Source organism: Polynucleobacter sp. AP-Sving-400A-A2 (genome assembly GCF_018688155.1).
Taxonomy (GTDB): Bacteria; Pseudomonadota; Gammaproteobacteria; order Burkholderiales; family Burkholderiaceae; genus Polynucleobacter.
Genome location: NZ_CP061312.1, coordinates 64860 through 78471 on the forward strand (window position 1 = coordinate 64860; position 13612 = coordinate 78471).

Sequence of the window (13612 nt, forward strand, 5' to 3'; positions counted from 1 at the left end):
AAGATTAGGAATCTATAAATGACAACAACTAACTCTAAAGTCAAACTGCAATTAGTACGCAGCTTGATCGGCACACGCGAAAGCCATCGTGCAACTGTTCGCGGCTTAGGTCTGCGTCGTATTAATTCTGTTTCAGAATTGGAAGACACACCAGCTGTTCGCGGAATGATTAATAAAGTTTCTTATCTAGTTAAAGTCGTTGGCTAATAACTAGCAAGTAAATAGGCGAAGAATATGCAACTCAATACACTCAAACCCGCACCGGGCTCCAATAAAAATCGTCGTCGCGTAGGTCGCGGTATCGGTTCTGGTCTTGGAAAAACTGCTGGTCGTGGTCACAAAGGTCAGAAGTCACGTTCAGGCGGATTCCACAAAGTGGGATTCGAAGGCGGACAGATGCCGATGTATCGTCGTTTACCAAAACGTGGTTTCGTGTCCTTGACACGTCGTCATGTTGGTCAAATTACTTTGAACGACTTAGCAAAAATTAATCTACCAGAAGTGGATCTATTGGTTTTGAGAGCTCACGGTTTTGCTGGTGAGCAGATTAATTCAGTAAAAGTGATTAAGACTGGTGAGCTGACTATTGCTGTAACTCTTAAGGGTATTACAGCAACTGCAGGCGCGAAAGCAGCTATTGAAGCGGCTGGCGGCAAATTGGTTGACTTGGTTTAATTAGTTTTTAGCAAATAATGGCACTCGCACCCACTAACGCAGCAAGTATTGCTCAATCAGGAAACAAGTTTGGCGAATTACGCCAACGCTTGATATTCCTGGTTTTAGCTTTGCTCGTGTTCCGTTTGGGTGCGCACATCCCAGTACCAGGTATTGACCCAGACCAATTAGCACAATTATTTGCAGGGCAAAAAGACGGTATTTTGGGTATGTTCAACCTGTTCTCAGGTGGTGCGCTATCCCGCTTCACAGTTTTTGCTTTGGGAATCATGCCTTATATCTCTGCCTCAATCATCATGCAGTTGATGACGATTGTTGTGCCTACTTTGGAGTCTTTGAAAAAAGAAGGCCAAGCAGGTCAGCGCAAGATTACGCAATACACCCGTTATGGCACTGTGCTCTTGGCGACATTCCAGGCTTTAGGTATTTCAGTTGCGTTACAAGCCCAACCAGGTTTGGTTATTAACCCTGGCCTGATCTTTGAGCTCAACACAGTTGTAACTTTAGTTACTGGCACGATGTTCCTTATGTGGCTTGGTGAGCAAATTACTGAGCGTGGTCTTGGTAACGGTATCTCCATCATTATTTTCGGCGGCATTGTTTCTGGCCTGCCAACTGCAATCGGTAGCTTGCTTGAGTTAGTTCGCACTGGTTCAATGAATATTCTATCTGCATTGCTTATTGTGGTGATCTGTATTGCAGTGACTTATTTTGTCGTATTTGTAGAGCGCGGTCAGCGCCGAATTTTGGTGAACTACGCAAAGCGTCAAGTTGGTAATAAGGTTTATGGCGGTCAATCTTCATACTTCCCATTGAAGTTAAATATGGCCGGCGTTATTCCTCCAATTTTTGCTTCATCCATTATTTTGTTCCCTGCAACTATTGCTGGCTGGTTTACGTCAGGCGAGCCAACTAATATGTTTAGTAAGGTGATCAAAGACTTGGCAGCAACATTAGCCCCAGGTCAGCCTGTCTACACAATCTTGTATGCGGCAGCGATTATTTTCTTCTGCTTTTTCTATACAGCATTGGTTTTCAATAGCCGTGATACTGCAGATAACTTAAAGAAGAGTGGCGCTTTTGTTCCTGGTATTCGTCCTGGCGATCAAACAGGTCGATATATCGACAAGATCTTAGTTCGTTTGACATTGGCAGGTGCAATTTATATGGTTTTGGTATGTTTGTTGCCAGAATTTTTAGTGTTGAAGTACAACGTCCCATTCTATTTTGGTGGTACTTCATTGTTGATTATTGTAGTTGTTGCAATGGATTTCATGGCTCAAGTTCAGTCATTCGTAATGCAACAACAGTATGGTTCTTTGATGAAAAAAGCTAACTTTAAGATGGGCGCTTAACTGAATGTCTAAAGACGATGTAATTCAGATGGCGGGAGAAATTATTGAGAATTTGCCGAACGCAATGTTTCGCGTGAAGCTAGAGAACGGACATGTGGTTCTAGGGCACATTTCTGGAAAGATGAGGATGCATTACATCCGTATCCTGCCAGGAGATAAGGTGACGGTGGAGATGACTCCTTACGACCTGACGCGCGCCAGAATCATTTTCCGAGCGAAGTAAAGATTGAGTAGTACATATTTTTTTAGAGGTGAGTTATGAAAGTTTTAGCATCCGTTAAGTGTATTTGCAGAAATTGCAAGATCATTAAGCGCAAACGCGTTGTTCGCGTGATCTGTTCTTCAGACGCACGTCATAAGCAGCGTCAAGGCTGATCTGGTTAATTAAGAGGAAATCTCATGGCACGTATCGCTGGGGTAAACATCCCAAATCATCAACATACTGTTATCGGTTTAACAGCAATTTTTGGCATTGGCACAACTCGTGCTCGCAAAATTTGTGAAACCACAGGTGTTGCTATTGACAAAAAAGTTAAAGATCTTACTGACGGTGACTTGGAAAAGTTGCGTGATGAAGTAGGTAAATTTATTACTGAAGGTGACCTTCGTCGTGAAGTAACGATGAGCATCAAGCGTTTGATGGACCTAGGCTGCTACCGCGGCGTTCGTCATCGTAAGGGCTTGCCTGTGCGTGGTCAACGTACGAAGACTAATGCGCGTACTCGCAAGGGCCCACGTAAGTCTGGCGTGCAACTCAAGAAATAATCAAGAAAGTTTATTGACATGGCAAAACAACAATCCGCTTCTGCAGCTTCACAGCGTGCACGCAAGAAGGTTAAAAAGAACGTTGCTGACGGCATTGCACACGTTCACGCTTCTTTTAACAACACGATTATTACGATCACTGATCGCCAAGGTAATGCGCTTTCATGGGCAACATCTGGTGGCCAGGGCTTCAAGGGCTCACGTAAATCAACACCTTTTGCTGCTCAGGTAGCGGCAGAAGTAGCAGGTAAAGCTGCCGTTGAGTGCGGAATCAAAAACTTAGAAGTTCAGATCAAGGGTCCGGGCCCAGGTCGTGAATCAGCAGTTCGTGCATTGAATTCTTTGGGCATCAAGATCACAGAAATTCAAGACGTAACTCCAGTTCCACACAATGGTTGCCGTCCTCCTAAGCGTCGTCGTATCTAAGCTTGGATGTTGGCAGTACAACAGTTTTAGTAGTTTTTTATTAAAGCCCACTGTTCATCTGAATTAAAGGGTGAACTCACCGTCAGTCGTAAGACTGCGGCAAAGAAAGGAAAGCATCGTGGCACGTTACTTAGGGCCTAAGGCCAAATTAGCACGTCGGGAAGGTACCGACTTATTTTTAAAGAGCGCACGTCGCGCCCTGTCAGACAAGTGCAAGTTAGATACTAAGCCTGGTCAACATGGCCGTACATCTGGCTCAAGAACATCCGATTACGGTAATCAATTGCGTGAAAAGCAAAAGGTGAAGCGTATGTACGGAATTTTAGAGCGTCAGTTCCGTCGTTATTTCGCTGAAGCTGAGCGTCGTAAGGGCAATACTGGCTCAACATTACTTCAGTTGTTGGAATCACGTCTTGATAACGTTGTTTATCGTATGGGCTTTGGTTCTACTCGTGCTGAAGCGCGTCAATTGGTTTCCCATTGCGCAATTTTGCTCAACGGTAGCCCAGTAAATATTCCATCAATTCAGGTCAAACCTGGTGATGTAGTTGCGATCCGTGAAAAAGCGAAGAAGCAAACACGTATTTCAGAATCACTCAATTTGGTTCAGCAGATGGCAGCGGTTGGCTGGGTATCAGTCGATGCGGCGAAGCTGGAGGGAACATTTAAGCAGGTGCCTGACCGTGAAGACATTAGCGGCGAAATTAATGAAAGTTTGATCGTCGAATTGTATTCACGCTAATTAGGCACTCTCAAGGAAAAAATATGCAAACAAATTTGCTCAAGCCAAAAATTATTTCTGTTGAAGCGCTTACTGCCAACCAAGCTAAGGTTGTTATGGAGCCGTTCGAGCGTGGCTATGGCCACACACTCGGAAATGCATTACGTCGTGTTTTATTGTCCTCGATGGTTGGTTATGCACCAACTGAAGTAGCAATTGCCGGTGTTGTTCATGAGTACTCCACATTAGATGGCGTTCAAGAGGATGTGGTTAACCTGTTATTGAACCTCAAAGGTATCGTGTTTAAGTTGCAGTCACGTGATGAAGTGACCATTAATTTGCGTAAAGAAGGTCCAGGCGTAGTTACTGCAAAAGATATCGACTTGCCGCATGATGTAGAAATCATTAATCCTGATCACGTTATCGCTCACTTGTCAGCTGGTGGCAAGTTAGATATGCAGATCAAGGTTGAAAAAGGCCGTGGCTATGTACCAGGCAATATGCGTCAATACCAAGACGAAACTACCAAGATCATTGGTCGTATCGTGTTGGATGCCTCATTTAGCCCAGTAAGCCGTGTTAGTTATGCTGTTGAGTCTGCTCGTGTTGAGCAACGTACCGACCTAGATCGTCTAGTAATGACTATTGAAACTAATGGTGTGTTGTCTCCTGAAGAAGCAATTCGTCAAGCAGCTACCATTTTGGTTGATCAGTTAGTTGTATTCGCGGCCCTCGAAAGCAGCGAAGTTTCTGGTGATCTCGCGCCAAGCCGCTCTTCAATGGTTGATCCAATGTTGATGCGTCCGGTTGATGATCTCGAACTCACAGTGCGCTCTGCAAACTGCTTGAAGGCTGAGAACATTTACTACATCGGTGACTTAATTCAACGTACAGAGAATGAATTGTTGAAGACGCCTAATTTGGGTCGTAAGTCTTTGAATGAAATCAAAGATGTATTGGCGGCTCGTAGCTTAAGTCTTGGCATGAAACTCGAAAGCTGGCCTCCAGCTAACCTCGAGAAATAATTAGAAAGGAAGTATCATGCGTCACGGAAACGGCTTACGCAAACTAAACAGAACATCATCACATCGCTTGGCGATGCTGCGCAACATGTCTAATTCTCTTTTGGAGCACGAAGTGATTAAAACCACTTTGCCAAAAGCAAAAGAATTGCGCATGGTTGTTGAGCCTTTGATTACCTTGGGTAAAAAAGATAACTTAGCAAACCGTCGCTTAGCATTCAATCGCACACGTGATCGCGATATCGTGACCAAACTCTTCACAGAGCTCGGCCCACGTTACGCAACTCGTCCAGGTGGCTACCTTCGTATTTTGAAGTTCGGTTTCCGTCATGGTGACAATGCACCAATGGCTTTGGTTGAGTTGGTAGATCGTCCAGAAGTTGAAGAAACAGCAGTAGCTCAAGAGGCTTAAGCCTTTTAGCAAGATTCAAAGCCAGGCTTCGGTCTGGCTTTTTTCATTTATACGGTTATAAATACGTCATGATCTCTAATAAATCTACTGAGTTATTGATTATTGTCACCACTTTTGCATCCCTTCAGGATGCAAAGAAAATGGCACATCAATTGATTGAAGGCCATCTGGCTGCCTGTGTACAAATCCAAGAGGGCGTGCATTCCATCTACCGGTGGGATGGCAAGATTTGCGAAGGCAAGGAAGTTCTACTGTCGGCAAAAACAATGGCAGATAAATGGATTGATATTTCTAGTTTCATCAAAAGGCATCACCCTTATGATTTACCTGAGGTGATTGCGTATGTACTCGAAAAATATGAGGCGCATTATGGCAAATGGGTAGCGTCCGAGGTAAAGTAGTTCTATGAGACTCCTTAGTAAATTTATTCCTCTAGCTGCTGCATTGCTTGTAGTTATTAGCAATGTATTTGCAGCGCCGGAATTCCTTCAGCCCGAGCAAGCATTTCGGGCTGAAGCAACATGGGTGACCAATACAAATGATGTCGAGATAGAAATTTTCCCGGCTAAGGCTTACTACATCTATCAGGAATCTCTCCATCTAAAGATAGGCTTTCAGCCGAATAAATTAGAGCTTGTGAAGACATCGTTCCCAGCTGGCATCGAAAAGTTTGATGAGACTTTTCAAAAGAAAATGCAGGTTTATAAACAGGCATTTCTTATTACACTAGATAAAAAAGCTGAAATAGGAAAGCCACTCTACGTGGAATTGGAATTGCAGGGTTGTGCCGAAGCAGGAATTTGTTATCCACCAATGACCCTGAAATTTTTACTTTCGGGTCCCGGAGTAAAGGCGCGGCCGATACCAGAAGTGTTGGATGGAGTTGATTCAAACAAGAATTCAAAAAAAGTATTTAGCTTGATGGATGTCTGGCGTGAGCGCGATGATGTGAATGCCATAAGTCGCTTTTTAGAGAGCACTCCCACAGCATATTTATTCTTGGCCTTCTTCATTCTGGGTTTGGCTTTAGCTTTTACACCTTGCGTACTTCCCATGTTGCCTATTTTATCGAGCATCGTCTTTGGAGCGCAGGGCAAGCAATCCATTGCTAAGGGACGTGCGAGCCTCTTGGCGGCGGCCTATGTGCTTGGGATGGCCTGCGTCTACGCCTTGGCAGGGGTCTTGATGGCTGCGCTAGGGAGTAGCGTTCAAAGAGCCCTACAAAGCCCTGCAGCGCTGATTGGGTTTGCATTGCTGCTATTGGCCCTATCGGGGAGTTTATTTGGTCTATACGAGCTCAGAATGCCACACTCATGGCAGCAAAAGGTGGACCAATTGGCGGGGCGTCACAAGGGCGGTAGCTTTGCGGGCGCCTTTGCTTTAGGTGGAATTTCAACATTAGTTGCCAGTCCTTGTATTACCGCTCCCTTAGCTGGAGTGCTCGCCTTTATTGCTCAAACAGGTTCAATGAGTTTGGGGGCAGGACTCCTTTTTGTAATGGCTTTAGGCATGGGATTGCCGCTTTTCTTTATTGCCATTGAGGCTCGCATCTTAATTCCATCCACTGGCATTTGGATGGTTTGGTTACAAAGAACATTGGGTGTTTTATTGGTTGCTACTGCGGCATGGATTGCTTCACCGCTAATACAAAGTAGCAGCGGAGAAGCGGGAAGCAAGACGGTAGTCAATGGTCAGCGACAACATCAGATTGGAGCAGCTAGTTTTGTCGTGATTGACTCTAGTGCGCAATTAGACCAATTTTTATCCAAAGCAAAAGAGCAAAAGAAGTTAGTGCTCTTAGATTTTTATGCAGACTGGTGCATCTCTTGCAAGGAGATGGAGGTCAACACGTTTGCCAATCCCGCAGTGAATGACGAGCTACAGAAATTTGTTTTACTGCAGGCGGATGTAACAAAGAATAGTGTCGAGAATCAGGCTTTGCTAAAACGCTTTGAATTATTTGGCCCACCTGGAATTTTGATCTTTGATCTGAATTCTGAAGAGTTAAAGGATCAACGGGTAATTGGCTATATGCCGCCACAACGTTTTGTCGAGCGCTTGAAAAAAGTATTAGGAAACTAAATCAGCACAGATTATTTGCTTGCTTTGATTAAGCGCGCAGCTTCAAGTGCAAAATAGGTCAAGATGCCATCGGCACCAGCACGCTTAAAGGCGAGCAAGGACTCCATCATTACAGCATCATGATCAAGCCAGCCATTTTGTGCGGCAGCTTTGAGCATGGCGAACTCACCACTCACCTGATAGGCGTAAGTTGGGTAGTTAAATTCATCGCGCACTCTGCGAACGATGTCTAGGTAAGGCATGCCAGGTTTAACCATTACCATGTCAGCACCTTCGCTAATATCTAGAGCAACCTCCCTCAAAGCCTCATTGGTATTAGCGCAATCCATTTGGTAAGTTTTTTTGTCAGCCTTACCTAAATTTTTTGCTGAACCTACTGCATCACGAAAGGGGCCATAAAAAGCGGACGCATACTTAGCTGAATAAGCCATGATGCGGGTATGAATCAGATTCTTTTGCTCTAAGGCTGCGCGAATTTTTCCGATACGACCATCCATCATGTCCGATGGTGCAACAATATCAACACCAGCTTGTGCTTGAGCAACAGCTTGTTGAACCAAGATTGCCGTTGTCTCATCATTCAGGATGCGACCTTGATCATCTAGTACGCCATCTTGACCATGGCTTGTGTACGGGTCAAGTGCTACATCGGTCATGATGCCTAAATTAGGGAAGCGTTTCTTGAGCTCGCGCACTGCGTTTGGAACTAAGCCATTCGGATTAAACGCTTCTTTGCCATCAGGTGTTTTGAGGGAAGCATCAATCACCGGAAAGATTGCCAACACCGGAATTCCTAAGGAGACACATTCCTCAGCAACGCTAAAAAGTAAATCGAGTGATACGCGAGTAACCCCAGGCATAGAAGCAACGGCCTGAGATTGATTTGTACCCTCGAGTAAAAATATTGGATAAATTAGGTCGCTTGCACTGAGTTGATTTTCTTGCATGAGGCGACGTGACCAATCATCGCGTCGCATACGGCGAGGGCGATGAGCCGGAAAGCTCAATATAGAGTTAGCTTGTGATTTCATCTTCTTGAGTCTCCGCTGCAAATAACCATTGAATAACAATATTGTCGGCCTCTTCAAGGCCAATACGCTTGGTGCTTGAGAATAATTGTGCCGTAAGTTTCTTGGAATCACCATTGCCATCAGGCAGCGCTGGATCATATTGTTGTAATTGTTTGCGTACCGCTTCTAAGGCATGCTTACACTCACTTTTATTGAGCTTGTCGCACTTACTGAGCAAAATATGAATGGGTTTGCCGGTTGGGACGAACCACTGAATCATTTGTTCGTCCAGTTCAGTAATGCCGCGCCTAGAGTCCACAATCAGCACCATGCCTACCAGTTGCTCCCGCTCTTGCAGGTAATCGCTCAGAAGGGCATTCCAGTGGTACTTGGTCTCATGATTGACGGCGGCATAGCCATAGCCAGGCAAATCCACCAAATAGGCTAAGAGATCGTCTTTTGCAAAAAGGCCAAAATAGTTAATGTGCTGGGTGCGCCCAGGCGTTTTACTGGCAAAAGCAAGGCGTTTTTGGTTGCAAAGTACATTAATTGCGCTGGATTTACCCGCATTGGAGCGCCCAGCAAAAGCAACTTCTCGGAGCGGAGTGGCAGGCAGGCAATGGGTATCATTGACTGTGGTCGCAAAGCGGGCTTGAAAGAGTTTAGACATGTCCAGAAGCTATTGTAAAATCACGCAAAATCAATAAATATCTCATAATGTCGGGTGAAAGTTGTAAAAAGAAGGGCCCAAACATTTTTAAGAATTTTTGCCAAGGTAAACATAATGCGTCAAACCCCTCAAATCTCCAAATTAACTAGCTTACGCGCTGGCTTTGCAGTCCTGTCTATGTTTGCTCTAAGCGGTCTTGCGCCACAAGCTCTTGCCGCTGATCCAGCACCTATGGCGCCAGCTGCAGAGGCAAAGGCTGCTGCCCCAGCTAAGCCAAAAGTGGATGTCGCTGCCGGTGAAACACTCTATAACGCTGGAGATGCAACTCGCGGAGTTGTAGCGTGTATTACATGTCATGGCCCTAAGGGTCAGAGTGCTGTAGCTACTTGGCCCAAGTTATCAGCCCAACATGCTGCATACACTGCAAAACAGTTGAAGAACTTTAAAGAAGGCACTAGGGCTAATGCCATCATGATGGGCATGTCAATGCCTTTGAATGAGCAAGATATGATTAACATCGGCACTTTCCTGTCTCAGCAGGCTCCATCTCAGGGTGTTGCCCAAAGCAAAGATGCTCTTACATTAGGTAAGAGTATTTATGGTGGCGGTATTGCATCGAAGGGTGTTCCAGCCTGCGCTGGCTGCCACAGCCCTAATGGTGCAGGTATCCCTGCGCAATATCCACGCCAAGGTGGACAGTGGGCTGAATATTCCTACAATCAGTTAGTCAATTTCCGTGAAGGCACTCGTAAAAATAGCACTCAGATGACATCAATTGCTACGAAACTTTCTGATCAAGAGATGAAAGCTGTTTCTGATTACATGGCAGGCTTGCATTAATCATTGCTTCAGTGCAAAACAAAAACCCCGCTGATGTAGCGGGGTTTTTTATTCCCTAGAATTTACCAAGGGAGCTTACTTTAATCTGGCAAGGTGGTTTCACTAGCAAATAGATCGGCAATGTTTTCTCGTTTACGAATCACATAGACGTTCTTACCATCCACCATGATCTCTGCAGGTTTTGGTCTGGTGTTGTAATTAGATGCCATCACAAATCCATAGGCACCAGCAGATAGGATAGCCAGCAGATCACCTTCTTCAACCGCAAGCTGACGATCTCTTCCAAGCCAATCACCAGATTCACATACGGGTCCGACGACGTCATAAGTCGAACTTGCAACTTGCTTAGTTTGTACTGGAACGATCCCGTGATAAGCCTCGTAGAGCGCTGGTCGCATCAACTCTGTCATTGCTGCATCCACAATACAAAAGTTCTTCTCAGCCCCGGGCTTGAGGTATTCCACTTGGGTCAAGAGCACACCAGCATTACCCACTAAGGATCTGCCAGGCTCTAAGACTATATCGAGATGCCCAAAACCACGTTCCGCAACACGATTGAGTAGGGTGTTAGTGAACTCAGTAATATCAGGTGGGTTGTCGTCGCCATAAGAAATACCAAGGCCTCCTCCTAAATCAAGGTGGTGGATTTCAATACCTTCTTTTTTCAATTGAGTCACTAGCTCAAGTACTTTATCAAGCGCATCAAGATAGGGCGCCGTGTTAGTGATTTGTGAGCCAATATGGCAGTCAATGCCAACCACATCAATTTGTGACAGTAATGCAGCTTCACGATATGTTTTTAAAACCTCGTGATAAGCGATACCAAATTTATTGCCTTTTAATCCAGTAGAAATGTATGGATGCGTTTGAGCATCGACATCGGGATTCACGCGCAAAGAAACTGGGGCACGGCAATTGAGCTGAGTGGCAACCCGATTAATTTGGTGGAGCTCTGCAATCGACTCTACATTGATACATTTAACGCCGGCTTTCAAGGCCTGCGTAATTTCATGAGCAGATTTACCAACACCTGCAAACACTAAACTTTTTGGATCTGCGCCAATAGCAAGGGCGCGTGCTAATTCACCACCGCTGACTAAGTCAAAGCCAGAGCCTAATTTTTTAAAGCAATCAATCACTGCTAAGTTGCTATTCGCCTTCATCGCATAGTGAACGCGAGCTCGTCTTTTGCCAGAGGAATCTACGCAAGCTTTGTCGTAGGCCTGATAAGCCTCGGTTAATGCTTTTTTGCTGTACACATAGAGTGGAGTGCCAAATTCTTTTGCCAAATCTGAAAGCGGGATTTCCTCTGCATACCAAGTGCCATTTCGTTCTGTAAATCCAGCTAAGTCGGGGAGTGGGATCGCTTTACTTGTCATTGCTTGGCTGGTGATGGGTTAGTTGTAACAGGGCTTTGGTGTGGATAGAGCTTGCCTTTAGGCTCTGGCTCAGCAGGAGGACTAGGTGCTGGCGGCACATTTGGTAAATATAGGGGCCCTCTAACCCCACATCCAACAAGGGATATTAGAAGGCCAATACCAAGAGTTCTTTTAAGAATCGCTATCATGAATGTCTCTAAAACGAATGATTGAATATAGCATGCAGGACTCTAATATGAAGCCAGGTAATTTAACTGTAGAAACGATTGACGATAAGCAATTTCATCAGTTGGGTAGTAATTTATTGGAGTCGATAGAAGTAGCCCTAGAAGCCGCAGACGATGCGCTAGACCTCGATCTGGATGTGGAGCGCCAGGGTGGGAACGTGATCAATATTCGGTTCAGAGATCGCAGCGTGATAGTAGTCAACACCCAGCCCCCTCTTCACGAGATATGGGTAGCGGCTAAATCTGGCGGTTATCACTACCGTTGGGCGGGTACTTTAGCTTCCCCACTGTGGCTGGATACCAAAACTGGGCGCGAAATACTAGGCGATTTATCAGAATTTGCTAGTGCTCAAGCAGGCCAAACGATCACTATTGACCTACTTCAGAAATAAGTAAACCAGGATTAAGCTGCCCCGGTCGCTGTTAGGGTTTCGATAACCTGAGCATCGGGAACGCTTTTAATTTGGGCTTTACCAATCTTTTCTAAAACGACGTAGCGGATTTGTCCGCCCTCAGTCTTTTTATCTACTTGCATTAATTCCATATAACGCTGTGCGCCAAACTTGGGTGGTGCAATCGGCAAATTCATGGACAGAATGATTTGAGTGAGACGGTTGGCCTCATCTTGAGTGATGAAATTCAGGCGTCTTGAGAGGTCTGCTCCCATGACCATGCCACAGCCAACCGCTTCACCATGCAACCACTCTCCATAGCCCATACCTGCTTCGATTGCATGGCCAAAGGTATGCCCGAAATTCAATGTGGCACGAATACCACCTTCTCTTTCATCGGCTGACACTACGGCTGATTTAATTTCGCAAGATCGCAGCACTGCATGTGCCATTGCTTCGGTATCGCAGGCTAGCAATGCCTTTGCATTTGCTTCAATCCAGCTTAAGAACTCAGCATCTGCAATCGCACCATGCTTAACCACTTCAGCCAGGCCAGCAGAGAGTTCGCGTGCGGGTAAGGTCCTCAAAGTAATGAGATCGGCAATAACCGCTGCTGGCTGATGAAAAGCCCCGATCATGTTTTTTCCGAGCGGATGGTTAATACCCGTCTTGCCACCAACAGAGGAGTCCACCTGAGCCAGCAAAGTTGTTGGGACTTGAATAAAACGAATGCCGCGCATAAAGCTGGCAGCAGCAAAGCCAGTCATATCTCCAATTACGCCACCACCTAAAGCTACCAACATAGTTTGACGATCAGCGCCAAACTTGAGGAGGTCATCAAAAATTAACTGAAGATTTTTCCAGTCTTTATAAGACTCGCCGTCAGGCAAGACAATCGTTCTGACAGGCTTGCCTAGTTTCTCTAAAGTCTTGGTGAGACGCTCTGCATATAAAGGGGCAACAGTCGTATTAGTCACAATATAAATCGATGTTGATTTTTCACAGGCGCTAAATAATTCTGTTTGATCGATTAAATCTGTACCAATATGAATGGGGTAGCTACGATTGCCTAGATCAACTTCTAATGTTTTCATAGATAAATTTATGCGGAGAGTTCGAGTTGCATGATTAAAGTATTGACTAGCTGATTGACGCTGGGTTTTCCGGTCTCAATAACGTAGTCAGCGATTTCGCGATACAAAGGATCGCGAATAGCGTAGAGATTTTCTAGAATCTTTTTTGCATCGCCATTCTTGAGTAGGGGCCTACCTTCACCACCTTTAGTGCGATGCCACAGCTCCATGGGATTGGCGTGGAGATAAATCACTGTTCCTCTTTCGCCGAGGAGCTGACGATTCTCAGACAGAAGTACAGCGCCGCCACCAGTTGCCAAAATGACATCATGTTCGGCGGTGATGTCCTTGATAGCCTGAGCCTCACGCTTGCGAAAGCCATCTTCACCTTCCATTTCGAAGATGACGGGAATCTTGACCCCACAACGATCTTCAATCACATGGTCAGCATCTAAAAAGCGACGCCCCAATTTCTTAGCTAGCAATTTACCGACGGTCGACTTCCCAGCGCCCATGAGGCCAATGAGAAAGATATTGTTGGATGAAGAGTTCACCTTGTGATT

The 13612-nt window shown here is 45.3% G+C and carries 20 protein-coding genes; 14 read left to right on the top strand and 6 right to left on the bottom strand.

The genetic code is table 11. From position 1 onward, the window contains the following. The first annotated feature begins 18 nt into the window (after positions 1-18). The 12 genes from rpmD to dsbD all read left to right on the top strand — a co-directional run bounded on the left by rpmD (position 19) and on the right by dsbD (position 7458). On the top strand, positions 19-207 hold the full coding sequence (rpmD, locus tag C2758_RS00385; RefSeq protein ID WP_046329387.1) for a 50S ribosomal protein L30: 189 nt from the start codon (positions 19-21) through the stop codon (positions 205-207). A gap of 27 nt (positions 208-234) precedes the next feature. Continuing rightward, on the top strand, positions 235-675 hold the full coding sequence (gene rplO, locus C2758_RS00390) for a 50S ribosomal protein L15 (RefSeq protein WP_215328358.1): 441 nt from the start codon (positions 235-237) through the stop codon (positions 673-675). 17 nt (positions 676-692) lie between these two features. After that, positions 693-2030 carry a preprotein translocase subunit SecY gene (gene secY / locus C2758_RS00395; RefSeq protein ID WP_215328359.1) on the top strand — a complete coding sequence of 446 codons (1338 nt, stop codon included), beginning with the start codon at positions 693-695 and terminating at the stop codon, positions 2028-2030. A gap of 4 nt (positions 2031-2034) precedes the next feature. Further along, positions 2035-2253 (top strand): translation initiation factor IF-1, encoded by a 219-nt coding sequence (infA, locus tag C2758_RS00400; RefSeq protein ID WP_015420252.1) that lies wholly within the window; start codon positions 2035-2037, stop codon positions 2251-2253. A 35-nt stretch (positions 2254-2288) separates the two neighbouring features. Further along, positions 2289-2405, top strand: coding sequence for a 50S ribosomal protein L36 (rpmJ, locus tag C2758_RS00405; protein ID WP_012357167.1), 117 nt, complete (start codon positions 2289-2291; stop codon positions 2403-2405). Positions 2406-2429: 24 nt separating this feature from the next. After that, positions 2430-2795 carry a 30S ribosomal protein S13 gene (gene rpsM / locus C2758_RS00410; protein ID WP_015420253.1) on the top strand — a complete coding sequence of 122 codons (366 nt, stop codon included), beginning with the start codon at positions 2430-2432 and terminating at the stop codon, positions 2793-2795. Between the two features lie 18 nt (positions 2796-2813). Then, complete coding sequence (gene rpsK, locus C2758_RS00415) at positions 2814-3221, top strand: 30S ribosomal protein S11 (protein WP_011901923.1); 408 nt, start codon at positions 2814-2816, stop codon at positions 3219-3221. 118 nt (positions 3222-3339) lie between these two features. Then, on the top strand, positions 3340-3963 hold the full coding sequence (gene rpsD / locus C2758_RS00420; RefSeq protein WP_088526686.1) for a 30S ribosomal protein S4: 624 nt from the start codon (positions 3340-3342) through the stop codon (positions 3961-3963). 23 nt (positions 3964-3986) lie between these two features. After that, positions 3987-4967: a DNA-directed RNA polymerase subunit alpha gene (rpoA, locus tag C2758_RS00425; RefSeq protein ID WP_215328360.1), complete on the top strand. Its 981-nt coding sequence runs from the start codon at positions 3987-3989 to the stop codon at positions 4965-4967. Positions 4968-4983: 16 nt separating this feature from the next. Further along, entirely contained in the window at positions 4984-5376 is a 393-nt protein-coding gene (rplQ, locus tag C2758_RS00430; RefSeq protein WP_215328361.1) for a 50S ribosomal protein L17, read from the top strand. Between the two features lie 68 nt (positions 5377-5444). Further along, on the top strand, positions 5445-5777 hold the full coding sequence (gene cutA, locus C2758_RS00435) for a divalent-cation tolerance protein CutA (RefSeq protein ID WP_215328363.1): 333 nt from the start codon (positions 5445-5447) through the stop codon (positions 5775-5777). 4 nt (positions 5778-5781) lie between these two features. After that, positions 5782-7458, top strand: a complete 1677-nt coding sequence (gene dsbD, locus C2758_RS00440; protein ID WP_215328365.1) for a protein-disulfide reductase DsbD — start codon at positions 5782-5784, stop codon at positions 7456-7458. 11 nt (positions 7459-7469) lie between these two features. Here dsbD and hemB read toward each other — a convergent pair whose 3' ends face one another. Next, the gene (gene hemB / locus C2758_RS00445) at positions 7470-8465 is read right to left on the bottom strand and encodes a porphobilinogen synthase (RefSeq protein WP_215329972.1); all 996 of its coding nucleotides are present in this window, start codon (positions 8463-8465) and stop codon (positions 7470-7472) included. A 7-nt stretch (positions 8466-8472) separates the two neighbouring features. Beyond that, a complete protein-coding gene (gene yihA, locus C2758_RS00450; protein WP_215326136.1) occupies positions 8473-9138 on the bottom strand; it encodes a ribosome biogenesis GTP-binding protein YihA/YsxC in 666 nt (221 codons plus the stop codon). A gap of 114 nt (positions 9139-9252) precedes the next feature. Here yihA and C2758_RS00455 point away from each other — a divergent pair, with 114 nt between their 5' ends. Continuing rightward, on the top strand, positions 9253-9978 hold the full coding sequence (locus tag C2758_RS00455) for a cytochrome c (RefSeq protein ID WP_215328367.1): 726 nt from the start codon (positions 9253-9255) through the stop codon (positions 9976-9978). Between the two features lie 80 nt (positions 9979-10058). Here C2758_RS00455 and lysA read toward each other — a convergent pair whose 3' ends face one another. Then, the gene (gene lysA, locus C2758_RS00460; protein WP_215328369.1) at positions 10059-11357 is read right to left on the bottom strand and encodes a diaminopimelate decarboxylase; all 1299 of its coding nucleotides are present in this window, start codon (positions 11355-11357) and stop codon (positions 10059-10061) included. Continuing rightward, on the bottom strand, positions 11354-11545 hold the full coding sequence (locus C2758_RS10675) for a lipoprotein (RefSeq protein ID WP_371817703.1): 192 nt from the start codon (positions 11543-11545) through the stop codon (positions 11354-11356). Before C2758_RS10675 ends, lysA begins: the two co-directional genes overlap by 4 nt. Positions 11546-11547: 2 nt before the next feature. Between C2758_RS10675 and cyaY the strand changes: the two genes are divergently transcribed. Continuing rightward, entirely contained in the window at positions 11548-11976 is a 429-nt protein-coding gene (gene cyaY / locus C2758_RS00465) for an iron donor protein CyaY (RefSeq protein WP_251369208.1), read from the top strand. Positions 11977-11987: 11 nt separating this feature from the next. Here cyaY and aroB read toward each other — a convergent pair whose 3' ends face one another. Both aroB and C2758_RS00475 read right to left on the bottom strand, forming a co-directional pair. Next, entirely contained in the window at positions 11988-13070 is a 1083-nt protein-coding gene (gene aroB / locus C2758_RS00470) for a 3-dehydroquinate synthase (RefSeq protein WP_215328371.1), read from the bottom strand. An 8-nt stretch (positions 13071-13078) separates the two neighbouring features. Further along, positions 13079-13603 carry a shikimate kinase gene (locus tag C2758_RS00475; RefSeq protein ID WP_305849020.1) on the bottom strand — a complete coding sequence of 175 codons (525 nt, stop codon included), beginning with the start codon at positions 13601-13603 and terminating at the stop codon, positions 13079-13081. Positions 13604-13612: the final 9 nt, after the last annotated feature.

Bases quoted from the DNA above. Each gene is read 5' to 3' on its own strand.
- secY (WP_215328359.1), top strand. From the start codon at position 693: ATGGCACTCGCACCCACTAACGCAGCAAGTATTGCTCAATCAGGAAAC.
- rpmD (WP_046329387.1), top strand. From the start codon at position 19: ATGACAACAACTAACTCTAAAGTCAAACTGCAATTAGTACGCAGCTTG.
- rpsK (WP_011901923.1), top strand. From the start codon at position 2,814: ATGGCAAAACAACAATCCGCTTCTGCAGCTTCACAGCGTGCACGCAAG.
- C2758_RS10675 (WP_371817703.1), bottom strand. From the start codon at position 11,545: ATGATAGCGATTCTTAAAAGAACTCTTGGTATTGGCCTTCTAATATCC.
- rpmJ (WP_012357167.1), top strand. From the start codon at position 2,289: ATGAAAGTTTTAGCATCCGTTAAGTGTATTTGCAGAAATTGCAAGATC.
- rplQ (WP_215328361.1), top strand. From the start codon at position 4,984: ATGCGTCACGGAAACGGCTTACGCAAACTAAACAGAACATCATCACAT.
- cutA (WP_215328363.1), top strand. From the start codon at position 5,445: ATGATCTCTAATAAATCTACTGAGTTATTGATTATTGTCACCACTTTT.
- rpoA (WP_215328360.1), top strand. From the start codon at position 3,987: ATGCAAACAAATTTGCTCAAGCCAAAAATTATTTCTGTTGAAGCGCTT.
- aroB (WP_215328371.1), bottom strand. From the start codon at position 13,070: ATGAAAACATTAGAAGTTGATCTAGGCAATCGTAGCTACCCCATTCAT.
- cyaY (WP_251369208.1), top strand. From the start codon at position 11,548: ATGTCTCTAAAACGAATGATTGAATATAGCATGCAGGACTCTAATATG.
- C2758_RS00455 (WP_215328367.1), top strand. From the start codon at position 9,253: ATGCGTCAAACCCCTCAAATCTCCAAATTAACTAGCTTACGCGCTGGC.
- infA (WP_015420252.1), top strand. From the start codon at position 2,035: ATGTCTAAAGACGATGTAATTCAGATGGCGGGAGAAATTATTGAGAAT.
- lysA (WP_215328369.1), bottom strand. From the start codon at position 11,357: ATGACAAGTAAAGCGATCCCACTCCCCGACTTAGCTGGATTTACAGAA.
- rplO (WP_215328358.1), top strand. From the start codon at position 235: ATGCAACTCAATACACTCAAACCCGCACCGGGCTCCAATAAAAATCGT.
- rpsM (WP_015420253.1), top strand. From the start codon at position 2,430: ATGGCACGTATCGCTGGGGTAAACATCCCAAATCATCAACATACTGTT.
- dsbD (WP_215328365.1), top strand. From the start codon at position 5,782: ATGAGACTCCTTAGTAAATTTATTCCTCTAGCTGCTGCATTGCTTGTA.
- yihA (WP_215326136.1), bottom strand. From the start codon at position 9,138: ATGTCTAAACTCTTTCAAGCCCGCTTTGCGACCACAGTCAATGATACC.